We start from the raw sequence: 25814 nt of genomic DNA, 5'->3' as shown, positions 1-25814 counted from the left end.
AGGATAACAGAGGAGAATGTTAAATCTGTTAGACCGGGATATGGACTTCATCCCAAATATTATCATAATGTTCTTGGAAAGAAAGCCAGGGTGAACCTCAAAAAAGGGACTCCATTAGATTGGACACTCATTCTATAAGATAAGGGTGGTGAAATTACATGAAAATTGCGATAAGAGCAGATGGTGGATCTATAATTGGAATGGGGCATATAATGAGAACACTAGTATTAGCCAAGGAATTAGCAAAAACTAATGATGTTTTTTATGTTTGCAGAGTGGATAACCCTCTTAGCGATAAATATAGTTATGGTATAGAAAAGATTAAAAAAGAAGGATTTAATTTAATTACTATAAATGAAAATAATTTAGTAGATGAACTAGAAAAGATAGAAGCTGATTGCTTAATAACAGATAGTTATGATGTAGATGAAAATTACTTTATGAAGACAAAAGTTCTATTTAAAAAAACAGGATATTTTGATGATATGAATTTATATTATTTTGATGTTGATTTTATAATAAATCAAAATATAAATGCTGAAGATTTAAAATATAATACGGATAAAAGAACAAAATTGTTGCTAGGTACTAGCTTTGTTCTATTAAGAGAGGAATTTAGAGAAACTCAAACTAAAATATTAAAGGCAAATGTAAATGATATTTTAATAACTTTAGGTGGCTCAGATTTTAACAACTATACAGGTAGAATTTTGGAGTTTATAAGAAAATTAGAATATAAGTTTCATGTTGTAGTAGGACCTTCTTTTAATCATGTAGATGAACTTAAGGAATATGAGAATGAGTATAATAATATTAAATTATACTTTAATGCTAATATAAAAGAACTGATACGAAAATGTGATTTGGCTATATCAGCCTGTGGCAGTACTATATATGAATTATCGGCTTGTGGATTACCTACAATTGGGTTAGTAGTTGCAGAAAACCAAAGTGAAATAGCTAAGAAAATGGAAGAAAAGGAAGCAATAATAAACTTAGGTAATATAGAAGATTTAAATAAAGACAAGTTAGTTAATATATTAAGCATGTTATCTTGTAACTTAGATAGAAGAATAGAACTGACTAGTAATCAAATTACGATTATTAATAAAAATGGTGTGGAAAAGTTATGTAGTTCTATAAATAGTATGATTTATTATTAACATAGAAATCATAAAATAATTAAGGCGGTAAAAATAGATTATGAAGTTCAAGAAGATTTTAAATAATAGTAGAATTAATATGTTAATAAAATATTCTTCTATTAAATACATAGCTTTAATCATTGGGTTTATAAAGGGAATAGTAAATGCTAGGATACTCGGTCCTGAACTTTTAGGGGTACTTGGTAATTTATTATTAGTGTTAAGTTATTTAGGTTATTCTAATTTGGGTATATTGTATTCGATGAATAGAGAGTATGTAATATACGAATCTGATAACGATATAGAGGGAGCTAAGAAAGTTATAAGTACGTCCTTTACATCCTTACTGATATTATCTACATTATTAATTTTAACTGGTGTAGGAGCAAAATTTATATATAAGGGAAATTTGGGTAATTACATATTATTAATTTTTATAATAGGAATTTTAGAACAATACAGATCTTTTTATATTAATTATTTTAGGTTAGTAAATAATTTTAAAAAAATAAATTATATAGAAATAATTAATAATGTATTATCATTTATATTAATAGTTATATCTATAAAATACTTCCAAATATATTCAGTATTAATAGCTATGCTTATAGCCGATTGCATAGTTTTTGTCTATGGATATAGAAGTAGTGAAAAGATTAAGATAAAAATAGATAGTAAAATTCTAAAAAATCTAATTATCGTTGGAATTCCATTGCTTATATATAATTTAGGATTTTATATTTTAACAACAATAGATAGGGTAATGACTATTAAGTTTTTAGGATATGAGAACTTAGGATATTACACATTATCCAATCAAATTGTTAGTGGGACATTAGTATTTATAACTTCAGTATTATTTTTATATTACCCAAAGGCTATAAAGAATTTGAATATTGATGTTAATAATGATAAAAAAGAAGTTTTAATGAGAATGAGAAAGTACACTAAATACGTAGAAGTATTCGGAGTAGTTTTATGCTTAGTCGGCACTATATTAATAAATCCATTTATTAATATAGTAGTTCCTAAATATTCTATAAGTATTAATATATATAGAATATTAGTATTCGGTACGATTGTTAATCAATTAGCATACTTTTCCAATATTTTCATAGTATCAAATAAAAAACAAGCAATTTTAATATATTTGCAAATTATAATGGTAGCAATGGCTATTATTTTTAACTTTATGTTCATTAAACTGGGGATGGGTATAATAGGAGTTTCATTAGCAACTTTAATAACTAATACCATTTATTCTATAATGCAGTACGTAGTATATTTAAAAATGTTGAATTTGGAAGAAAGTTACATAAGTAATATATTTAAAGTTTATTCTAAATTTATTGTATACATGCTTGTTAGTATAGCTTTTAGTTTGGTAGACATTAATTTGGGCTTATACAGTACAGTTATTATTATAATGACGTTGGCTTTATATTATAAGGATTTAAAATATACAATAAGCGATATATTAAAGATGTAGCTGTTAAACCATTAGCTACACATTAACGCAAAACCAAAGGTCATTACCTTTGCAAACTTAAACCAAGCGTATACAGTAGTCTGTCCTCACTAGGGTGTATGGTACTGCGCGAAAATTGTCATAACATGAGATGTTGTCATAAAAATATCTTAAGCATGTAAGATTAGTAAAGTTTAAACCTTTTGAGAATTTTATATTTATAAAAGAAGATATTTCAGATAAAGCTGTAATAATGAAAAAATTTTAGGAGTACAAGCCTCATGTAGTAGTAAATCTAGTTGCACAGGCTGGAGTTAGATATTCTATAGAAAATCCAGATGTATATATGCAAAGTAATGTAATTGGATTCTTTAATATTCTAGAAGCATGCAAATATAATCCGGTAGAACATCTTATATATGCGTCTTCAAGTTCTGTATATGGTTCTAATAAAAAAGTACCCTTTGAAGAGTCAGATTTTGTGGACAACCAAGTATCTTTATATGCAGCTACCAAGAAGTCTAATGAATTAATGGCTCATACCTATAGCCATTTATATAAGATTCCAGCTACAGGACTTAGATTCTTTACAGTTTATGGGCCAATGGGAAGACCAGATATAGCATATTCTGGATTTGCTGATAAGCATTTTAAAGGTGAACCTATTAAAATATTTAATAATGGTGACTTTGAGAATGACTTATATAGAGATTTTACCTATATAGATGATATTGTTGAAGGAATTGAAAGACTTATTGATAATGCTCATAATTAAGCAGTTCCTCATAAAGTATTTAATATTGGTAATAACAGTCCAGAAAAACTTATGACATTTATAGGCCGATAGAGAAAGCTTTAGCTAATGCTTTAGGTAGAGAGGTAGTTTTTAATAAGGCATTTGAACCTATGAAACCAGGAGATGTACAAGCTACATATACTTCAACAGATAAACTTCAAGAAGATATAGGATTTAAACCATCAACAACTATATAAGAAGGATTACAGAGATTTGCAGATTGGTATGTAGAGTATTATTATGTTAAATAAATTGGTTTTATCTTAATTTCTTTAGAAGTTATTAAAGAATTATGTAAAAAATACTAGGAGATTGAAATATGAAGGATATAGACATTAATGACTTATTAGGTAGGGAAACAATACAACTTAAATCAGAACATATTGATAGATATATTAAGGATAAAGTTATTTTAGTAACTGGCGGTGGAGGAAGTATTGGTTCTGAGATAATAAGGCAGATAACTAAATTCTCACCAAAGAAGATTATTATTTTAGATATTTATGAAAATAATGCTTATGATTTACAGATGGAGCTAAATAGAAACTGTCCTGAAATAGATAAAGATGTAATAATTGCATCAGTAAGAGACTTAGTAAGAGTTAATCAAGTTTTTGAGCAGTATAGACCTAATGTGGTTTTTCATGCTGCAGCTCATAAGCACGTACCTTTGATGGAAGAGAATATGGCTGATGCAATCAAAAATAACATAATAGGTACCTATAACGTTGTTAAATGTGCTGATAAATATGACGTAGATAAGTTTGTATTAATCAGTACAGATAAGGCTGTAAATCCAACTAACATAATGGGAGCTACAAAGCGGTTTTGTGAACTTATAGTCCAAGCCTTTAATGAGGTTAGTAATACAGATTTTGTTGCAGTAAGGTTTGGTAATGTTCTAGGTAGTAATGGTTCTGTAATACCACTATTTAAGAAGCAGATTGAAAAAGGTGGACCTGTGACAGTAACACATCCAGAGATAACTAGGTTCTTTATGACCATACCAGAAGCAGCTCAACTTGTAATTCAAGCAGGTGGACTAGCTGAAGGCGGAGAAATCTTTGTATTAGATATGGGTGAACCAGTTAAAATGGTGGATTTGGCAAGAGATTTAATAACTCTTTCAGGGTATAAGGCAGATATAGATATTAAAATAGAGTATGTAGGTCTAAGGCCAGGAGAAAAGCTCTATGAGGAACTACTTATGGATGAAGTAGCATTAACCTTTACTGAACATGATAAAATTTTTATAGAAAAGCCTATAGATGTAAATAAGGAATTCATAGAATCATCCATAAAAGAATTTAAAAAAGTAGATAATATGACTAAAGAAGATATAATAAAGTTGATTCAAGAAAAAGTTCCTACTTATGTAAGAAAAGAAACTAATCATGAAGAATTTCAATCAGAGTTAGTAAAATAGTAGAGTAATATGATATATGAAAGACTAGCTAGATAATTAAGATAGCTAGTCTTTTACTTGTCAGTAGTTTTAGCTGGTGATGATTTAACTACAGAACAAACTTAAGTGCTAAGCAAAAAGTATGGTGATATAATAGTAAGAACAGGTGGAGGAATTCCAGATAAAGCAGTAAATTCTCTAAAAAGCTGTCTTCAATAATTATATAAAAATAGGTTTAACAATAGAAGAGGTTAAAGGACTTAGAGAGTAAATGGGTCTGATCCACGTGTGAAAAAAGTTCAGCAGATGCAATTAATATGCATATTGCTGAACTTTTTATGTTAAAGCGATAACTTACATATGATCACTTATAGGTTGAGATATGCTCTTAAGGGCATCTTGGGCATTATCTGAAAGAATGGGCTCAAGAGAAATGTCACCCAGTGAAACAATGCCTACCAAAGTATTATTTTCTACGATAGGGAGCCTGCGTATTTGTTCTTCACTCATTATTTTAGCAGCATCATGAACATCCATTTCAGGGTTCCCTACAATAGGATTAGAGGTCATAATATCACTAACTTTTCTTTGCGCTGAATCCTGCCCTGAGGCTACAGATCTTAAGGCAATATCACGATCAGTGACTATACCAGTTATCATATTGCTACTGCATACTGGGATGGAACCAACATTATATTGCTTCATAAGTTGAGCTGCTTTTTCAATAGAATCTTCTGGATTTAAACAAGCAACATCTTTTGACATGATTTCTTTTATTTTCATAAACTTCACCTCCAAATATAGGTTAACCAATTAAGTTATTATTTATTAGTGAACAATGAGGTTTAGGGAAGTGTTAACCTTATATAAAGTTAATATCTAGCCGAAGTTTAGTTGAACTTATACTAAGGTAGTGCCACTGTTTATTTTCAGCCATCATAGATGATAGAAGTGTTACACTATCTGGAGATGGCATAAAATTTTTAAAGAGTATTGTTTAACAACTTATAGTATAAAAAACTCTGAAATATTTCGTGAAAATAATAAAAATTTATCTATATTTATAGAAAAACTTTAAATATTTATGTTAATATATTAATTAGTGGTTAATCTGCTAAATATATTATAAATAGGAATTTCTTTTACAAAGAAGTGCTTATTTTAATTATTACAGACGATAAAACTTAAGGGGGATAATTATGAGAAAAAGAATTACTTCAATTATTTTAAGTGCAGTAATAACTTGTTCTATTTCAATTCCCGTATTTGCAGAAGAGGTAAATACAGGAAAAGAGCTAGATAAAGGACAAGCTATTAAAAAACTTGAAAATTTAAGTGAGGAGGAGTTAAAACTAAGCGAGAAAGATGGACAAGTATTTTTATCAGGAAAGCTTTCTCATGAAAAAATTCCAGGAGAGAATGCAGCAATAAAATTTTTAGAAGAAAATAAAGCAGTATTTGGAATTGACAGTGTAAAAGATGAACTAAAGCTTCTTGAGGTAAAGAAAGACGATATAGGACATACATCTGTAAAATTTGTACAAGTTATTGATGGAACTGAAGTTGAAGGTAGCTTGATGAACGTGCACTTTGATGAAAATGGAGTTATAGCAAGCGTCAATGGAAATTTAGAAGAGAATAAGGATGTAAAATCTCTTGGAAAGAATACTATATCTGAAGAAGAAGCTATAGAAATAGCTAAAAAGCAATTTGAATATAAAGATTTAGAAAACACACCTAAGGCTGAAAAGGTAATAATAACTAAGGATGATGTAAACTATGAAGCTTATAAGGTAAATATTTATTATATGGAACCTACCATAGGAAGTTATGATGTTTTTGTTGAAGCAACTTCTGGACAGGTGATTAAAACTGAAGATAAGATAAGATTTAATACTCAAGTAAAAGGCTCTGGTATAGATGTTCTTGGAAAAACTAGAGAGTTAAATTTAAATCAGATAGATAGCAAATATGAGATGAAGGATTTAACAAATACTGCCACTGGCTCTATAACTACTTATGATCAAAATAATACTACTAGTAGACCTGATTTAGTTTCTAATTGGACAGGAAACTTTAATACTGAAAGAGATAAAGCTTCTGTTAGTGCCCATTATAATGCAAGTAAAGTAATAGATTTTTATAAAGAGCTATTTAATAGAAATAGTTTAGATAATAATGGATTGCCAATAGAATCCTATACTCACCATAAAGTTAATTACAATAATGCTTTTTGGGATGGATATAGAATGATCTATGGTGATGGAGATGGAGAAGAGTTTACATATCTTAGTGGTGACTTAGATGTAGTTGGTCATGAGATGACCCATGGAGTTATAGATTATACAGCAAAGCTTGAATATCACAATCAATCTGGGGCACTAAATGAATCTATGGCTGATGTATTTGGAGTATTAATTTCTACATATAATAAATATAACGTAGTAAATGGTGGTACTTGGACATTTGATTCAGATGACTGGGTTATAGGAGATGATATTTATACACCTAATATAGAAGGGGATGCCTTAAGAAGCTTATCTGATCCCACACTATATGATCAACCAGAACATATGAATGATTATGAATACTATCCTGATACAAAAGATGGAGATTGGGGTGGAGTTCACATCAACTCAGGAATTCCAAATAAAGCAGCATATATTATAGCTAGTAATTTAGGTATGGAAAAGACTGCAAAAATATATTATAGAGCTTTAAATAATTATATGACACCAGATACTAACTTTGAACAATGTAGAAATTTTCTTGTACAGGCTGCTGAAGACTTATACGGAAAGAATTCTAATGAAGCTAAAGTAATAAATAATGGTTTTAGTTCAGTTGGAGTATTAAGTCAAGTGATAGTTGATTCATTAATAGGTAGTGATAGATATGATACAGCAGCTAAATTAAGCCAAAGTCAATTTAATACAGCTAATACTATAATGATAACCAATGGAGGAGGAGCTTTGGCAGATGGACTAGCAGCTACACCATTAGCTACTTATAAAAATGCACCATTACTGTTAACTGAAGTAAATACTCTTCCAGAAGTAACAAAGAGTGAAATAAAGAGATTAAGTGCTAAGAATGCTATCATTGTAGGAGGAACTACTGTAGTTAATGATAGTGTAATACAACAATTAAAAGCACTAGGTATAACAAGTGTAGAAAGAATTGGTGGAGCAGATAGATACGATACTTCCCTAGAAATTGCAAAATATATAGATAAAAATTGTTATGATGTAAATAACGTAGTTATAAGTAATGGACTTGGACAAGCAGATTCCTTATCCATTGCATCAGTAGCAGGAAGAGATAAAATGGCAATAATTCTAGTGGAAAAGGATAAAGTTCCAACTAATGTTTACAATTGGTTACAATCTGAATCCTTAGAAAATGCCTATATAATAGGTGGTACTACAGTTATTTCTGATAATGTGTTGAATACAGTTAATGAAATTACCTCAGCAAATATAACAAACAATAGATTAGGTGGTAGGGATCGATATGCAACTAATGCTATGATTATAGAGAAGTTTTATGGAGATGTTATAAATAAAACCTATATAACTAGGGGATTACAATTAGTAGATGCTCTATCAGCAGGACCAGTAGCGGCTATTAATGGTTCTCCAGTAGTTTTAGCTGGTGATGATTTAACTACAGAACAAACTTCAGTGCTAAGCAAAAAGTATGGAGATATAATAGTAAGAACAGGTGGAGGAATTTCAGATAAAGCAGTAGATTCTCTAAAGAATTGCCTTCAGCAATAATTTCAAAGCATCGCACTAAATTGAAGTGTGATGCTTTATTACATAAAAAACTTATTATTCTTTCTAATATTTCTAAAATATATATAAGGTATTACATACTTGAGCCGAATATATAATGGTAAGTTGTAAGAAAAATATGTAATCAATTATAATATGTATAAATAATTACAAATATAAGGGGGATTAATATGACATCTATGTATATAGATGAAATGCTACTGAACTACTTAGGGGAAAATATTAAGGATGATTTAGGAGAGGGGAGTAACGAAAAACTTATAGAAAAGGCAGTTAGATTTAATATAAACGAATGTATTTATACTAAATTTGATTTTATTAGAATTGATTATGGACTTAAGTTAGTTGCAACAGAGGAAGTCATGGAACTTATTGAAATATACTCAATATATAGCTACTTATTATATAGAGCAGTGGAGACTCAAGAGCCAAGTAAAGAAATAAGAGTTGAGGCATTGAGAAAAGTTATAGATATAAGTAATATTATAACTAGTTATATAAATATGAAGTGTAATGGAGAAGAACTAAAGAAGGCTTTACATACTATTTTAGAGGAATTAAACCTTAGTCAGTGTTGCATAAATAAAATTAATAGCTTAATTCCAATATATGCTATGGTACTATAGAAAATCAGACATATATTCTTACAACGTTAAATTAGAAATTAGCGTTGTTTCTTTTTATATTATGTATAAATACATATGCAAATATATCAATAAGTTTAAAAATATACTAACATAGGATATAATATAGTGGCGAAGGAGGATACATATGAAAAAAGAAAGAATACAAAACATATTATGTATATCATTATCTATTACTTTAATTGCTACCTTAGCTTTAGGCATAAATAAATCGAAGAAAGAAAAGTCTAAGCTTTTAGAAAGTAAGAAGCAATATGAAAGTTCAATAAACTTAACATCTAAACCTGAAGATAATATTAAAGAAGAAGATAAATTAATTGAAGCAAGTAAAGAAAAATTAACTTTAGAAGGAAAAACTTTACTTTCTCTTGGGGATGGAGTTTCAAAGGAAAGCACATATCAAGAAAAGGTTAAAACCACTTTGAAATTAAAGAATGTGACTAATAAATCTGATAATGGATTAGCTATGGGTAATATGAGCAGCTATATTAATGAAGAGTCACTCAAGGATATAGATATTATAATTATTATGGCTGGTACTAATGACTATACTAAAGAGAGGACTCTAGGAACTATATCTGATGGAGGACCCGTTGAATCTTTTTATGGAGATGTACAAGCTGTTATAAATAAAACAAAAGAAGTTAAACCTGAGGCTAAGCTCGTGTTTCTAACTCCATTAAAACACGGAGATATTGAAGGACAACCAAGTTATCCTAATAAAAATGATATTGGACTTGGGTTAGAGGATTATTCTAATGCTATTAAAGAAGTATGTAACAAAAATTCTATACCGGCTATAGATTTATTCAATAAAAGTGGAATAGAAGCAACGAATATAAAGGAGTACACTGTGAACAATATGATTCTAAATGAAGCTGGGAATGAGAAAGTAGCCAAGGCTATTAGTGACTCTTTACAAGAGATATACAAATAGCTTGGCAAAAATTACAGCAATTTTACTAAATAGGGAATTTAGAATTCTTCATTATATTTTAGTTTCAAATAATTAACTCGTCATGCATAAGAATTTTAATTATTTATGAGTTATTTATACTAATATGGGATTAAGTTTTGACCTTAGCTTGTTAAAGGCTAAGGCCTTTCTTTTTGCTGCTGTGGAGTATTGCAGATTTCTTGACTGTGAGTATGATTTAAGATTTCCCTCACAATCTAAGTAGATAAAGGTTATTATATCCTTCAAGTTTTCCTCAAGCTTGTCTACTTCTTCTTTTATAAGTTCAGCAAGTTCTTTTTTTATATAATCTTCTTCTGTTGATACATCATCCATTAAAGTATCTTCGAGTCTAATACCAATGGTAATTGGAGCTTCTATAGATTCTATTAAATTTTCTTTTGCTTTTTGCCTTATTAAATAATTAAAGGTATTTCTTATTGCATAGGTTACATAGGGAGTAAAATTACCGTTACCTGGAGTATACTTTTCTACAGAACGGATTATAGCTATATTTGCCATCTGAATTAAATCATTCATTTCATATCCATTGATATATACCCTTGATGCATATTTCACTATAAAATATTTATATTTGTTTAACAATTTCTCCATAGCACCTTCATCTTTATTTTTAGCCTTTAATACTAGCTCATCTAACTCTAAATAATTCATGGGTATGACCTCCTTAAATTCTTTAATAAGATATATGTGTTTTTCTCAAAAAGTGGAAATTATGTTAATAAAGAGATTTTAACACGAATACCTGTTCGTGTAAATATAACTTTGAAAAATTTTAGGTATTTCATAGAAATTTTAATAACCTTTTATGGTTTATAAAGCAATAAAAATGATATGGATAATTATAATAATGATAAGAGAGTTAATAATTCAAAATGGTGTGAAGAATGAAGGTAATATTTCAGTTGATATTGATATGCTGTATTAGTTGATAATGAAAACAGAGTGATATATAATATAAAGAGTCAAGAGATATAGATAGTTTATATATCTTTTTTCTGTATTATTAAAAGTTTTAAAAATGGTGCAGAATCTCTTGCAATAGATAATGAGTGTTTGTTAATATATATGTATGAAGTTAATATGAATATGGAGGTAATAAAATGGAACCCTTAAAATTAACTAATTCAGTTCATTGGGTTGGGATTAATAATCCTGAGCTTAGAGTATTTGACATAATAATGGAAACACAAATGGGAACTACATACAATTCCTATTTAATAGAAGATGAAAAGATTACTATAATTGATACGGTTAAAGATGGATATTTTAAAGATTACTTAAAGAATATTAAATCCATTATTGGAGATAAGAAAGTAGACTACATTGTGGTACAACATACGGAGCTTGATCATAGTGGTTCTCTGAAGGAGCTTTTAAAGGAATATCCAGAAGCTCAGGTAATTGGATCAAAGGCTGCTATAAGATATCTTAAAGGAATTCTAAATATGGGGTTTAAATCTATAGATGCTTCAGGAGAACTATCTATAGGAAAGAAGACTTTAAGATTTATAAATGCACCAAATCTTCATTGGCCCGATAGCATATTTACTTATTTAGTAGAAGAGAAAATACTATTTACTTGCGATGTTATGGGATGTCATTACTCACCTAGTGAATGCATTAGTGATAGGTGTTCTGGAAACTATGAAACTGAAATGAAATATTACTTCGATGTTATCATGTCACCTTTCAAGAGATTTGTTAACATGGCACTAGATAAAATTGAAAACCTAGAAACTGAAATGGTTGCTCCTAGCCATGGACCAGTCCATATTGATGATGTGGAATATTATAAAAATCTTTATAGGGTTTGGTCTAAGGAAGAACCTATTAAAGAAAAAAATATTCAGATATTCTATGTTTCAGCCTATGGAAATACAGAAAAGGTAGCAAATCATTTAAAGGATGCTATTGAGAAAAAAGGAATTAAAGCTGGAGTTCACGAGATTACAACTACACCTTTAGAAGAACTTATATCTCTTGCTGATAAATCAAGCGGTATATTAGTGGGATCTCCTACTATAAATCAAGATGCAGTAGAGCCAACTTGGAACTTACTTGCTCATGTTAATGCTATTGTAAATCATGGTAAGATTGCAGGCGCTTTTGGATCTTATGGTTGGAGTGGTGAAGGTGTTCCTATGATTACAGAAAGATTAAAAAGTCTTAAATTCAATGTAATTGATCCAGGCTTTAAGTTCAACTTTGTACCAAGTGAAGAGGAACTTAAATTATCAGATGAGTTTGCGGATAGCTTCATTGGAATGTTAAAATAATTTATATTGTTAAAATAGATTTATTTTATAAATAGAAAGTATAACTATGTTATAAGGGTATGAGATATAATTTTAAATTATATCTCATACCCATTTGTTATAATAAGTTTAAAAACTTTTAAGTATTAATATAAATTAAATATTAGAAAGTTATTACGTTTTAGTAACGTAGTTTCTGAAAAAATATTTTTATTGAATAAAGCCTACAATGAAAAGTATATACTCTAATATAGGATTTACTTAATAATATATTTACATGAAAGATTTTTTAGGAATAGGCTATAAAGAAAAAATATGGTAGAATGTAAGAAAGCTGAGAAATTTAATTGCAATTTTATAGGAGTGATGATATTGAAGTTGTTAAATAAGTTAGAGAGAAAATATGGCAAATATGCCATTCATGGACTGATGAAATATATTGTAGTAGCTAATTTAGCTGTGTTTTTATTAGGTGCCATAAATCCTAGTTTATATAGAAACTTGGCACTAATTCCAAAGGAAGTAATGACAGGCCAAGTATGGAGGCTATTTACTTTTATTTTAATTCCACCATCAACTAATGCGATTTGGATACTATTTACTTTGTACTTCTATTACATTATAGGAGTGGGATTGGAGCAGGCTTGGGGAAGCTTTAAGTTTAATATATACTACTTAGTAGGTATGATTGCTACTATAATTGTATCCTTAGTTGGAGGAAGTCCTGCTACAGGAACCTTTATAAATTTAACTTTATTTTTAGCCTTTGCATCTATATATCCTAACCATGAGGTTTTATTATTTTTATTTTTGCCTGTTAAGATGAAGTATTTAGCTCTTTTAGATGCATTGCTTCTAGCACAGCAATTTATAATGGGAGGCTTTGAAATAAAGCTTATGATTCTTGCTTCCTTAGCAAACTACTTTATTTTCTTTGGTAAGGATTTTATAGAGTTATTTAAGACTAAGAAAACGGTTAAGAGTAATAAGGAAAGATTTAAGGTTATAGAGATGAAGGATTATGTACGTCATAGATGTACTGTATGTGGAATGACTGAAAGAGACGATCCTAATATGGAGTTTAGATATTGTTCAAAGTGTAGCGGGCATAAGGAATATTGTATGAATCACTTAAAAAATCATGAACATATTAATGATTAGTAACTTAGGCATATTCAAAAAATAAGTAAGTCAGANNCTAACTCAAAATATACTTCTCATCTTTGACTTATTATTTATTTTCAGATGCCTTATAAAAATTTGCGAAAACATCCGTTCCTTAGATTGGTGGTAGTAGCAAAAATTAAAGGGCTGTATCAAAATCACAAAGCTTTCTATAGAAGGTTAGCTAAGATTTGATGTAGCCTTTCCTTTGTCCTAGATGAGATAAGGATTTCTACTTTAGGATAATGAGTTTTAAGGAGGGAAATTTATGAGATATGAAGGTGCAGTTTATAGACCACCTAGTGAAGGAAGAAGCTTAATAGTTCAAGCTACCATTGGTTGTTCTCACAACAAGTGCAGCTTTTGTAATATGTATAAAGCAAAACAGTTTAGAATGAGAAATCTAGATGAAGTAATTGAAGATTTAATGTGGGCTAGGAAAAAATATGGATATATAGAAAAAATATTTATAGCTGATGGTGATGCCCTTATTATGCCTACAGATAGACTAAATACAATTTTAGATAAAATAAAAGAGCTATTTCCTGAGTGTAAAAGAGTTACCGTGTATGCTAGTCCTAGATCTATTTTACTTAAAACTCAAAAAGAGCTACAGCTTTTAAAAAGTAAGGGGTTAACTATGGTATATCTTGGTATAGAAAGTGGAGATGATGAAATTCTACTTAAGGTAAACAAGGGAGCTAACTCCAAAGAACTTATAGAGGCTGGAAGAAAAATTAAAGATAGCGGCATTAAGTTATCTTGCACTTTAATAAGTGGATTAGGGGGAGTGGAGAATTGGAAAAATCATGCCATTAATTCTGCAAAGGTTATAAATTTGATAAATCCAGATTATTTAGGATTACTAACTCTTATGACTCCTGATGATGCGCCTATATATGAGGAGATTAAAAAAGGCAATTTGATGCTTTTAAACCCTAAGGAAGTAATGCAGGAAATATATGAACTTGTTAAAGGATTAGATCTTACAAATTGTATATTTAGAAGTAATCATGCATCAAACTATGCACCACTAGCTGCTGTGCTAGGAGAAGAAAAAGAAAGATTACTTTCTGATATAGAAGGGTTTTTAGAAGGAAATAGTGGCTTTAAACCAGAATATTTTAGAGGCCTGTAAGAATACGTATAAGAAAATCTAACTTAGATATAAGGTTTTCTTATACGTATACGTAGCTTGAATCATTGAAATAAAACTCTTGCTTTGTTATAATAATTATGGGGCTTTCGCAAAGTATATTACTAATTTTATACAAAATATAAGTGCTTATTTAATATTTGTTTAATTAGTTTATTTTGCGAAATCCATTTTAAACTAAAATGTAAACCATTACCTAACTATAATGTACTAAATATAATATACTCATTAAATTAAAGGGTATTTTAAGTTTTAAAATACTCTGTTAAGAAGGGATGTTAATAATGAAGAATACGTGCATAAATATTCTTAAAAGAGAAGTTATACCGGCATTAGGATGTACAGAGCCTATAGCCTTAGCTCTTGCAACAGCAAAATGTAGCCAAGCCTTAGGGGGCGTTCCAGATAGAATTACAGTTCTTGTAAGCTGTAACATTCTTAAAAATGGTATGGGAGTAGGAATACCAGGAACAGGCATGGTTGGATTAAATATTGCGGCAGCGCTAGGGGCTATAGGCGGTAATGCTGAGGCTGGATTAGAAGTTTTAAAAGATGTTACTAAATCAGACATTGAAAAGTCAAAAGAATACATAGCAGATGGGAAAGTTACCATAGATCTGACTAAGGCGCCTGAAAAGCTTTATGTAGAGGTTATTGGACATAAGGGAGAAGATAGTTCTTCTGTAATAATTAAAAATAAACATAACAATATAGTTTTAATAACAAGAAATGAAGAAATTTTATTTGAAATGGATGAAGTTAAATCTATAGCTACAGAAGAGAGTAAAGATGATGAACAGCTGTCAGTTAAGGATATATATGAATTTATAAAAACTGTGCCTTATGAGGATATAGAGTTCTTAATGGAAGGTATAGAGATGAACCGTAAGGTTTCAGAGGCTGGAAGAAAAGATGAATATGGTCTTAGAGCAGGAAGAACCTTATTAGATGGAAAGAATAGTAAGATGTTTGCAGATTCCATTCAAACTTACGCTATGGGAGTAACTGCAGCAGGGGTCGATGCTAGAATGGATGGATGTACATTACCAGTAATGAGTACAGCAGGTAGTGGAAATCAAGGATTAACAGCTACTTTACCTGTAATAGCAGTGGCAGAAAAGCTGGAACTTAGTGACGATATCTTAGTTAGAGCAGTGGCCCTTAGCGATCTTATAACTATTCATGTAAAAAGCTTTATAGGAAGGCTTTCAGCTCTATGTGGATGTGGAGTTGCAGCTTCAATAGGATCTAGCTGTGCTATAGTTTATATGCTAGGAGGAGATTTATGCGCCATAAATAAAGCTATAAAAAATATGGTGGCAGACGTATCTGGTATAGTATGTGATGGAGCAAAACCAGGATGCGCTCTTAAAATTTCTACTGCGGTAGGAACAGCAGTATTATGTGCAGCTCTTGCAGTGGATGGCGTAGAGGTTTCAGCTCATGATGGAATAGTTCATGAAGATGTAGAAAGAACAATCAAGAACATGGCGGACTTAGGAGTAGTTGGTATGGCTGATGCAGATAGAGTTATTCTTAATTTAATGATGTGTAAATAAGTATTAAAATAATCGGTATGTAGTCCTAGTGGTTTACATACCGATTTTTAATTATAATCTTGTCATGGCAGAATAATTTATATATAATTTATTTCAAGGAAATTATTTGAATAACGATAATATGAGTATATAAAAGATTATGGATGGAGATATATAATATGACTTATAAAGAAAAAAATCTAAAAATGAGAGATGGTAAAGAGATTTATTTATATAAATGGGAACCAGAAGGGAATGCTAAACCTAAAGCAATTATACAAATTATTCATGGGATGGCCGAATATGGTAGTAGATATGATAGATTTGCAAAGGAATTAATAAAGGATGGTTTTGTAGTTTATGCTGATGACCATAGAGGTCATGGAAAATCGGCAGAAAGCTTAAGTGCTCTAGGATATATTAGTGATGATGATGGATTTCACACTATGGTTCATGATCAAAGTGAGATAAATAAATTTATAAAAGAAGAAAATAAAGGATTAGATGTTTATATTTTTGGTCACAGTATGGGTTCTTTTATAGCTCAAAGATATATGGAGACATATGGAGATACCGTTAAAGGTGTAATTCTATCTGGAACTGGTGGAAAACCTACTCCTATAATGAATGTAGGAATACTTTTATCGAAGATTATAATGAGCCTTAGAGGTAGAAGGGCAAGTGGAAGCCTAATAGATAATTTAGGCTTTGGAAGTTATAATAAGATGGTGGAAAATCAAAGGACGAAATATGATTGGTTGACTAGAGATAATGATGAAGTAGAAAAATATATTTTAGATCCTTATTGTGGCGGAGAATTCCCCGTATCCTTCTTCTACGACTTTTTAAAAGGTATGAAAGCTATTCATAAAAGGGACAATCTTTCTGCTATACCAAAGGATCTACCTATAAGTATTTTCAGTGGAGATAAAGATCCTGTTGGAAACTATGGTAAAGGAGTATTATCCTTAGTTAATACTTTTAAAAGTCTAGATATTAAAAATTTGAACTATAAGCTATATGAAGGTGGAAGACATGAGATGTTAAATGAAATAAATAGGAACCAGGTTACACAGGATGTTAAAGCATGTTTAAATAGTTGGGTTCATGGTGATGATTATATTAGTAATGAAGTAAGTTATACTAGTACAACATATGAAGGAAGCACCTTAAGTCAAAATTAAACCTGTGCTTATAACAGAGTATTTCTACTAGCTTGTGGTTTGACATCTTAGTCATTACAATATAAAATAGATAGAGTTGTAGTTATTTGAAATTGTTATAGATGAATTTTTGGCATCAGATGGAGTTTGACCATCTGGTGCCTATTAACCGCTTTTTTAGAATTATTTATTATTTAGGACTAGTTTCATTCAGGCCCTAGATATCTATATTAAACATAGTTAGCGTATTTAGGTTAATAGTAAATAACTGCTTCATATGATATGTTTATTTTGGAGGAATGATTATGTCAAAAACCATAGAATATAAAGATTTAACTGGGGACTATGTCCTTGTTGATGTGAGAAGTACAGGAGAATTTAATGAAGCTACCATTAATGGTGCAGTAAGTATTCCTCTTTTTAACGATGAAGAAAGAGCACTTATTGGAACCATATACACTAAAAAGAGCACTGAAGAAGCTAAAAGGCTAGGAGTAGATATAGTATCTAAAAAACTTCCTTTTATATATGATAAAATTCATGAACTAGAAAAGCAGCATAGAAATGTAGTACTATTTTGTGCCAGAGGTGGTATGAGAAGTGCTTCTATCACAGATCTTTTAGGTGCTCTAGGCATGAGGGTTAGTAGAATTAAAGACGGATATAAGGGTTATAGAGCTTTTATTAATGAACAGTTGCCAAAGCTTAATGAAAAGCTTACATATATAGTAATTCATGGTAATACAGGTGTTGGAAAAACTGAAATTTTGAAAAAACTCAGAGAAGATGGTTACGATGTATTAGATCTAGAAGGATGTGCTAACCATAGAGGCTCTATACTAGGCGCTGTGGGCCTTGGACATGGAACTAGCCAAAAACAATTTGAATCTAATATTTATGAAGAATTAAAGGCGGTTAAGGGTAAATACGTATTCATTGAAGCTGAAAGTAGAAGAATAGGTAAGGCTTTAATTCCAGAATATATCCATGCAGATATGAAAAATGGTCTTCATATATTTGTAGATGCATCCTTAGACTTTAGAAGCAAAATAATAATTGATGAGTATACTAAGAGCAATAGGTGTAATGAAGAAATTTGTGATGCATTAAGTAGATTAAAGAAGCACATCAGTGAAAAAAATATAGAGATTTATTGTGATATGGTCGATAATAATCAGTATGAAGAAGTTGTTAAGGAGCTTATGATAAAGTATTATGATCCACTGTATACTCATAGCTCTAATAAATATGACTATGATAAAAAGCTTATGATAACCTCTATAGATGAGGGAGTAGAAGAATTAAAGAGCTTTATAGATAATTTAAAATGTGAAGAATAAAATATGTATATTAGGTAAAGCTTATAATTTGTGTTGAAGGATAGATAACTTAGAAATTTATCCTAAAGGAACATTAAATTGTAAGTTTTTTTATATAAAGTTTTAATATCTTACGTATAGTTAATAGAAAAAGTAAAAGGTTACCAAGAAAAATAAGAACATTTGTTTTATGATTTCAAGAAAAAACTTTACTACTTTGTAATAAAGTTATACAATAACAAAGATAGCTCAACTTTTAGGAGGGATAAAATGACAGAACGAGAGAATAATAGAGATACTTATGAAGTTACAGATCTGACATCTCTTGAGAAATTAGAGCCAGTAAGAATTAGGCCTGGAATGTATATCGGATCGACTGGCACCAAGGGTTTACACCATTGTATATGGGAAATATTAGATAACTCTATTGATGAAATTGCCAATGGATTTGGAGACAGGGTAATAGTTACTTTAAATAAAGATAAAACCGTTACTATTGAAGATAATGGAAGAGGAATACCTACAGGAATACATCCTGTTAAGAATAAATCTGGGGTGGAGATGGTTTATACAGAGCTTCACACAGGAGGAAAATTTAATAATAATAACTATAAAACCTCAGGAGGACTTCATGGAGTTGGAGCGGCTGTTGTAAATGCTCTATCTAAGTGGTTAGAAGTAGAGGTTAAACAAAAAGGAAATATCTATGTGCAAAAGTTTCATTATGGATATGACAAGGAACTTAAAAGGGACATGCCAGGAACTCCAGCTACACCTTTAGAAATAGTAGGAAAATCTAATGATACTGGAACTAAGGTAACCTTTTTGGCAGATAGTGATGTTTTTGGAAATATAGACTATAAGTTTGAAATAATTGATGAGAGATTAAAGGAGCTTTCTTTTCAAAACAAAGGTATAACTTTAATTCTTAGGGATACAAGAAAGGATGAGCCCATAGAAAATGTATATCATTCAGAGAGAGGACTTCTAGATTTTATAGATTACTTAAATGAAAGTAAAACGGTATTACATAAGGAGCCTATAATTTTTCAAGGGGAAAGAGAGATCAATGGACTTAAGGTATCAGGAGAAGTATGTATACAGTTTACAGACTCCACCACTGAATATATTGCTAGTTATGTAAATAATATTCCTACAAAGGAAGCAGGTACCCATGAAACAGGATTTAAGACTGGTATGACTAGAGCCTTTAAGGAAGGCAGTAGAAAGTTAAATCTTTTAAAAGAAAAGGATAAGGACTTTGAGGGAGACGATATCAGAGAAGGTATGACTGCCATTGTAAAGGTAAGAATTACAAATCCTGTATTTGAAGGTCAAACTAAAACTAAGCTAGGTAACGTAGAGGCATACTCTGTAATGAATGAACTTGCCTATACTAAGCTAGGAGAATGGATAGAAGACAATAAAGAACTAGCTACTACAATCATTAATAATGCTATTTCTGCTGCAGCTAGAAGAGAGAAAATTAAAAAAATAAATGAGGCAGAGAAGAAAAAGATAGGAAATGGAACTGCACCACTAGCAGGAAAAATAGCTGTATGTACTTTAAAAGATAGAGAATACACTGAATTTATAGTGGTGGAGGGAGATTCTGCTGGAGGTTCTGCAAAGCAAGCTAGAGATAGAAGATTCCAAACCATAATGCCTTCTAAGGGTAAGATTATGAATACGGAAAAGCAGAAACTAGAAAATGTCCTTGCCAGTGAAGAGTTAAGAATCTTTAATACTGCTATAGGAACTGGAGTTTTAGAAAACTTTAAAGAGGAAGAATTAAAATATGGAAAGATAATCATATTAAGTGATGCCGATGTAGATGGATATCACATTAGGACACTCTGGATGACTTATGTTTATAGATATATGAGACCACTTATTCAAAATGGAAATTTATTTATTGCATTGCCACCTCTTTATAAAGTATATAAGATGACTAAAAATGGAGAGATCCATCAGTATGTTTATAATGATGAAGAGCTAGGAAAGGCTAAGAAGGAAATTGGTAAGGGAGCTTTGATTCAAAGATACAAAGGGCTAGGAGAGATGAATGCAGACCAACTTTGGGATACTACATTAAATCCAGCTACTAGAACTCTTCAAAGAGTAACTATCGAGGATGCGGCAAAAGCAGAAAAGATGGTATCTCTATTCATGGGAGATGTAGTAGAGCCAAGAAGAAATTACATGTACAATTACGGTGAATTTTAGGAGGTGTTACTATGGCAAAGAAAAATGAAGCAATTCCAGTAGACAATAATATTATAGATGTTTCTATAGACGAGGCTATGCCAGAGAACTATCTTCCTTATGCTGTAGAAGTATCAAAGGACAGAGCTCTTCCAGATGTAAGGGATGGATTAAAGCCTGTTCATAGAAGAATTTTATATGGAGCATATATGTTAAAGGCTTTTCCTGATAAGCCTTACTATAAATCAGCTAGAATAGTTGGAGATATTTTAGGTAAATATCATCCCCATGGAGATTCATCAGTTTATGATGCTATGGTTATTTTAGCTCAAGACTTTAGTACAAGAAAACCACTTATAGATGGTCATGGAAACTGGGGATCTATAGATGGAGATAGTGCAGCTGCCATGCGTTATACGGAGGCAAGACTTGCACCTATTGCTGTGGAAATGCTTAAAGATATAGATAAAGATGTAGTAGATATGATGGATAACTATTCTGACAGTGAAAAGGAACCGAGGGTTTTGCCAGCTAAATATCCAAATCTTTTAGTTAATGGAGCCTTTGGTATAGCTGTTGGTTTAGCTACCAATATTCCACCTCATAATCTAGGTGAAGTTATTGATGGAGCCATTGCTTATGCTGATAATGAAGAAATTACCACAAGAGAACTTATGGAATACATAAAGGGACCAGATTTACCTACAGGTGGAATTCTTATGGGAAAAGAATCTTTAGTTTCTGCCTATGAAACTGGAGAGGGAAAAGTAGTCCTTAGAGCCAAAACTCATTTTGAAACCTTAGAAAATGGTAGACTTGGACTTGTTATTACAGAGTTTCCTTATAGAAAAAATAAGGCTAAGCTGCTTCAAAGCATATCTGACTTAACAGGAGACAAAAAGCATAGTAAAGCTGTAGAATCCATTGCAGATATTAGAGATGAATCTGATAGGAATGGGATTAGAGCTGTTATAGAATTTAAGAAGAATACTACAGAAGAAACTGCTGATAGAGTTCTTAAATATTTATTTAAGAAAACAGAGCTTCAATGTAATATATCCTTTAATATGGTGGCACTAGCTGGTGGAAAACCAAGAACTATGGGGCTTAAAACTATAATTAAATATTATATAGAGCACCAAAAGGAAGTAGTTACAAGAAGAACGAAAAGAGAGTTAGAAATAGCAGAAAAGAGATTCCATATTGTAGAAGGCTTTATTAAAGCCATTGAAATTATGGATGAAATTATTAAGACTATTAGAGCATCAAAATCTAAAAAAGATGCAGGAGAAAATTTAGTAAGTAAATTTGGCTTTACGTCTCTTCAAGCAGAAGCTATTCTAGAACTTATGCTTTATAGGCTTACAGGACTTGAAATTAAAACTTTCCAAAAGGAACATAGAGAACTAGAAGCTAAAATTAAGAGACTTAATAAGATATTAGGTAGTGAGCAGGAGCTTATTAAGGTTATTAAGAAAGAGCTTCTAGAGGTAAAGGAAAAGTATGATGATCCAAGAAGAACTACTATTTTAGAAGATGATAGTGATGCTAAGATAGATTTAGAAGAGCTTATAGTAGAGGAAGATGTGGTAGTAACTATGTCTAAAGAGGGATATATTAAGAGAACTTCTTTAAAATCCTTTACTAGAACTACACAAAACACAGAGGATATAGAGTATAGAGAGGGAGACTTTAATAGATTCTTCTTTGAATGTAATACAAGGGATACACTATGCATCTTCACTAATCAAGGAAACATGTATCAATGTAGAATTGGTAATTTAATTGAATTTAAATGGAGAGATAAGGGTGAAAGAATTCAAAGATTTATTAAAGGCATAGATTTAGATAAAGAATTTATAGTTAATGCCTTTGTGGTAAGTGACTTCTCCTTTGCAAAAGATATAATTCTTATAACTTCTAAGGGTCTTATTAAGAAGACAGAGTTAAGTAAATTTGTTACTAATTATTCTAAGCTTCAAGGTATTAAGCTTAAGAAGGAAGAAGAGCTAGTAAGTGCTGAGATAGTAAATAAAGATAGAGAAGAAAGATTTATAGATATAACTACAGCTAAAGGATTAAACTTTATAGCTGAAGAGCCTAAAGTGGAACCAGTAGATAGAGCTATAGTTGGAAAACCTATTATTAACTTAACCGATGGAGATAGTATAATTACCTGTAACTATATAGATGAGTTTAACTATAAGGAATTCTATGTAACTGTTAATAAAAAAGGGATTTTAAAGACCTCTAACAGAAAGAGTGGTGAAGAAATAATAACTACATCAAATTCTAGTAGTGAGTTATTCTTCTTTACATCTAATGGTGACGTATTTAAGATAGGGGCGATAATGATACAAAACCTAGATAAAAAGGGAATAGAGTTAGAAAAATTATTTGAGAATTATAATTCTAAGAACCCTATAATTACAATAGTGTCTGTAGATAATAGATCAGAATTTAAAGAAAACTTCTACTTCTTTACGGAAAAAGGAGTAGTAAAGAAAACTCAAGTAAAAGAATTTATAGGTGACTATATATATAACTCTGGATATAAATTTAAAACTCCTGGGGATAAATTAGTTAAAGTAGAGCTAGAGGCTCAACAGGGAGAAGGTTTAATATTTACTAAAAAGGGTATGTGCCTTAAATTTGACTTAAACTCTATAAGTGTTATGGGGAAAAATGCTAGTGGAGTTATGGGAATTAGTCTAAAGGATGACGATAAAGTTATTTTTGTAAAAGTAAGAAGTGGCGCTACTTCCAATAGAAATAATGAATTATGTGTAGATTTATTTGAAGAAAACCTTAAAATAACCACTAATAAGGGTGAAGATAAGATAGTGGATTTAGGAGCTTTACCAATTCAAAACAGAGCTGGTAGAGGTAAGAATGTAATTGTATTTATGGATGATGACTTCATAGAAAAGGTAGAGATTATTAAGTAGTAATATTGGACCTAGTATTGTTGATATAAAGTTATTTTATACAACAATGCTAGGTCCCATTTTTTTATTTTAAGTAAGTTTTTTATTTGGAAAAGAGAATATTTCATATATAATGTAAATGGAAGATTAAATAAGGCATCTGAAAATAAATAATAAGTCAAAGATGAGAAGTATATTTTAAGTTAGACAAGGAAACGGGTTCCGCAGATAGTAGCACTATCTAAGGGTTCTGTTGACGCAGTATAACACAAAATATACGAGCATTCTGACTTATTTATTTTTGAAGATGCCTAAACTAATAAAGAGGTGATAGGTGTGGAAAAAGTAATTTTAAAAAGTGGAGTTAAGGTCCTTTATGAGAAGGTACCTGGAAATATAACCTCTTTTACTATAGGCCTTGAGGCAGGAGCTAATAGTGAAGCCTATAATAACCTTGGTATTGCCCATGCTGTAGAACATATGGTATTTAAGGGAACTCATAGTAAAAGTGAGAAGGAAATTAATGATTTATGTAATGAATATTTAGGGTTTCATAATGCCATGACTAATTATCCATATGTGATTTATTATGGAAGCTCCTTAAAGGAGGATTTTAAAAGTGCTTTTAAGGTGTATTTTGATATAGTGTTTAATCCAGCCTTTAGAGAAGAAGGTTTTAAGGAGGAAATAGCAGTAATTTTAGAAGAACTTAAGGAGTGGAATGATGATATAGTTCAGCATTGTGAGGACTTTTTATTTTATGAAAGCTTTGAAAGAAGGAGAATAAAGGAGTTAATCATAGGAAAAAAAGAAACTATAGAAGCTTTGACTTTAAAGGATATAAAAAAATATCATAAAAAGTTTTATACCTTAGATAACTGTGTAATTTCAGTGGTAACAGCTTTAAAGCTAGAGAAGGTTATAGAAATCGTTGAAGAAGAAATAGCTTCTTTAGGTGATGGAAAGGTTCATTTAGATAGTAAATTCCATTTAATAAGTAATGAGATTATTTCATGTAAAGACTTTAAAAATGACAATATAGGAGATTTAAATATTAATAAAAAGAAGGCTCTAGAAGGAGATTTTCCTCTTTATGAAGAACCTAAGGAAGGAATTTTTATAGAAGAGAACTTCTCTATAAATGGATGTAAACTTCAATATATATTCCCAATTCATAATTTAAGTGAAAGAGAAGTTACCTTACTTCAGTTGTTTAATGAATATTTTGCAGGAGGTACAAGTTCTCTATTATATGATGAAATTAGAACTAAGAGAGGGCTAGTATACGATATTCAGGGCAAGGTAAAGGGAGAAAAAGGTATAAAGCTATATACTATAACCCTATCTACAGCAAGGGAAAATATATCTTTAGTTCAGGAGATAATTAAAGAAAATATTAGTAAGGTAAAGGCTTCAAATGGGGTATTTAATGAGGAATTCTTTAAAAAATATGTAAAGAGTCAAAATCTAAAGAGAATGTTAGCTTTAGAAAAATCCATAGTTTTATCTATGCATTTAGCTGTATATGAAATAATGCATAGTGGTGGAGAGTTACTTTTAAATGAATTCTATAAATTAAATAATTGTACAGAAGAAGAAATGCTTAATGTTATAAACAAAGTACTTAAGAATGAAACCTTAGGAATTATAAGAAACTAATATGGGCATTAGATAATAATATTAAAATACATCTAAATATTTTATGAAGATTTTATGAAGATTAGTAAGTTATTTTTAGATAGCCTCAAATTTTTTCATGAAATATGATATGATGGGTATAAGGCATCTTCAAAAAATAAATAAGTCAGAATGCTCGTATATTTTGTGTTATACTGCGTCAACAGAACCCTTAG

17 protein-coding genes and 2 pseudogenes are annotated in these 25814 nt (G+C 30.4%); 17 read left to right on the top strand and 2 right to left on the bottom strand.

The window, feature by feature from the left end; all coding sequences use genetic code 11:
* The first annotated feature begins 3 nt into the window (after positions 1-3).
* The 5 genes and pseudogenes from B3W71_RS01140 to B3W71_RS01120 all read left to right on the top strand — a co-directional run.
* On the top strand, positions 4-138 hold the full coding sequence (locus B3W71_RS01140) for an SAF domain-containing protein (RefSeq protein ID WP_346887349.1): 135 nt from the start codon (positions 4-6) through the stop codon (positions 136-138).
* A gap of 20 nt (positions 139-158) precedes the next feature.
* Positions 159-1163, top strand: coding sequence for a UDP-2,4-diacetamido-2,4,6-trideoxy-beta-L-altropyranose hydrolase (gene pseG, locus B3W71_RS01135; RefSeq protein ID WP_346887103.1), 1005 nt, complete (start codon positions 159-161; stop codon positions 1161-1163).
* A 40-nt stretch (positions 1164-1203) separates the two neighbouring features.
* Positions 1204-2634: an oligosaccharide flippase family protein gene (locus tag B3W71_RS01130; RefSeq protein WP_346887102.1), complete on the top strand. Its 1431-nt coding sequence runs from the start codon at positions 1204-1206 to the stop codon at positions 2632-2634.
* Positions 2635-2782: 148 nt separating this feature from the next.
* Positions 2783-3606, top strand: a pseudogene (locus B3W71_RS01125) (NAD-dependent epimerase/dehydratase family protein); the annotation flags it as partial.
* A 134-nt stretch (positions 3607-3740) separates the two neighbouring features.
* A pseudogene (locus B3W71_RS01120) lies at positions 3741-4835 on the top strand (UDP-N-acetylglucosamine 4,6-dehydratase family protein); the annotation flags it as partial.
* A 333-nt stretch (positions 4836-5168) separates the two neighbouring features.
* Here the strand turns inward: B3W71_RS01120 and B3W71_RS01115 are convergent.
* Positions 5169-5597: a CBS domain-containing protein gene (locus B3W71_RS01115; protein WP_346887101.1), complete on the bottom strand. Its 429-nt coding sequence runs from the start codon at positions 5595-5597 to the stop codon at positions 5169-5171.
* Positions 5598-6013: 416 nt separating this feature from the next.
* On the opposite strand from B3W71_RS01115, the gene B3W71_RS01110 reads away from it, so the two are divergent.
* The 3 genes from B3W71_RS01110 (at position 6014) to B3W71_RS01100 (ending at position 10192) form a co-directional block, all read left to right on the top strand.
* Positions 6014-8593, top strand: coding sequence for a M4 family metallopeptidase (locus B3W71_RS01110; protein WP_346887100.1), 2580 nt, complete (start codon positions 6014-6016; stop codon positions 8591-8593).
* Positions 8594-8781: 188 nt separating this feature from the next.
* Positions 8782-9237 carry a hypothetical protein gene (locus tag B3W71_RS01105; protein WP_346887099.1) on the top strand — a complete coding sequence of 152 codons (456 nt, stop codon included), beginning with the start codon at positions 8782-8784 and terminating at the stop codon, positions 9235-9237.
* Between the two features lie 145 nt (positions 9238-9382).
* A complete protein-coding gene (locus B3W71_RS01100; protein WP_346887098.1) occupies positions 9383-10192 on the top strand; it encodes an SGNH/GDSL hydrolase family protein in 810 nt (269 codons plus the stop codon).
* 114 nt (positions 10193-10306) lie between these two features.
* Here the strand turns inward: B3W71_RS01100 and B3W71_RS01095 are convergent, their stop codons facing one another.
* Complete coding sequence (locus B3W71_RS01095) at positions 10307-10885, bottom strand: sigma-70 family RNA polymerase sigma factor (protein WP_346887097.1); 579 nt, start codon at positions 10883-10885, stop codon at positions 10307-10309.
* A gap of 449 nt (positions 10886-11334) precedes the next feature.
* Here B3W71_RS01095 and B3W71_RS01090 point away from each other — a divergent pair, with 449 nt between their 5' ends.
* The 9 genes from B3W71_RS01090 (at position 11335) to B3W71_RS01050 (ending at position 25620) form a co-directional block, all read left to right on the top strand.
* On the top strand, positions 11335-12510 hold the full coding sequence (locus B3W71_RS01090; protein WP_346887096.1) for an FprA family A-type flavoprotein: 1176 nt from the start codon (positions 11335-11337) through the stop codon (positions 12508-12510).
* Positions 12511-12855: 345 nt separating this feature from the next.
* The gene (locus B3W71_RS01085; protein WP_346887348.1) at positions 12856-13650 is read left to right on the top strand and encodes a hypothetical protein; all 795 of its coding nucleotides are present in this window, start codon (positions 12856-12858) and stop codon (positions 13648-13650) included.
* A gap of 271 nt (positions 13651-13921) precedes the next feature.
* Positions 13922-14791: a radical SAM protein gene (locus tag B3W71_RS01080; RefSeq protein ID WP_346887095.1), complete on the top strand. Its 870-nt coding sequence runs from the start codon at positions 13922-13924 to the stop codon at positions 14789-14791.
* Positions 14792-15093: 302 nt separating this feature from the next.
* Positions 15094-16368, top strand: a complete 1275-nt coding sequence (locus B3W71_RS01075; protein WP_346887094.1) for a serine dehydratase subunit alpha family protein — start codon at positions 15094-15096, stop codon at positions 16366-16368.
* Between the two features lie 158 nt (positions 16369-16526).
* On the top strand, positions 16527-17531 hold the full coding sequence (locus tag B3W71_RS01070) for an alpha/beta hydrolase (RefSeq protein WP_346887093.1): 1005 nt from the start codon (positions 16527-16529) through the stop codon (positions 17529-17531).
* Positions 17532-17815: 284 nt separating this feature from the next.
* On the top strand, positions 17816-18850 hold the full coding sequence (mnmH, locus tag B3W71_RS01065; protein ID WP_346887092.1) for a tRNA 2-selenouridine(34) synthase MnmH: 1035 nt from the start codon (positions 17816-17818) through the stop codon (positions 18848-18850).
* Between the two features lie 249 nt (positions 18851-19099).
* Positions 19100-21055 carry a DNA topoisomerase IV subunit B gene (locus B3W71_RS01060; RefSeq protein ID WP_346887091.1) on the top strand — a complete coding sequence of 652 codons (1956 nt, stop codon included), beginning with the start codon at positions 19100-19102 and terminating at the stop codon, positions 21053-21055.
* An 11-nt stretch (positions 21056-21066) separates the two neighbouring features.
* Positions 21067-23982 (top strand): DNA topoisomerase IV subunit A, encoded by a 2916-nt coding sequence (locus tag B3W71_RS01055; protein ID WP_346887090.1) that lies wholly within the window; start codon positions 21067-21069, stop codon positions 23980-23982.
* 315 nt (positions 23983-24297) lie between these two features.
* A complete protein-coding gene (locus B3W71_RS01050) occupies positions 24298-25620 on the top strand; it encodes a pitrilysin family protein (protein ID WP_346887089.1) in 1323 nt (440 codons plus the stop codon).
* The last annotated feature ends 194 nt before the right edge of the window (positions 25621-25814 follow it).

It is taken from the genome of Clostridium sp. UBA1056, assembly GCA_002316385.1.
Classification (GTDB): domain Bacteria; phylum Bacillota; class Clostridia; order Clostridiales; family Clostridiaceae; genus Clostridium_J.
This window is presented reverse-complemented; position numbering and strand designations above follow the sequence as displayed.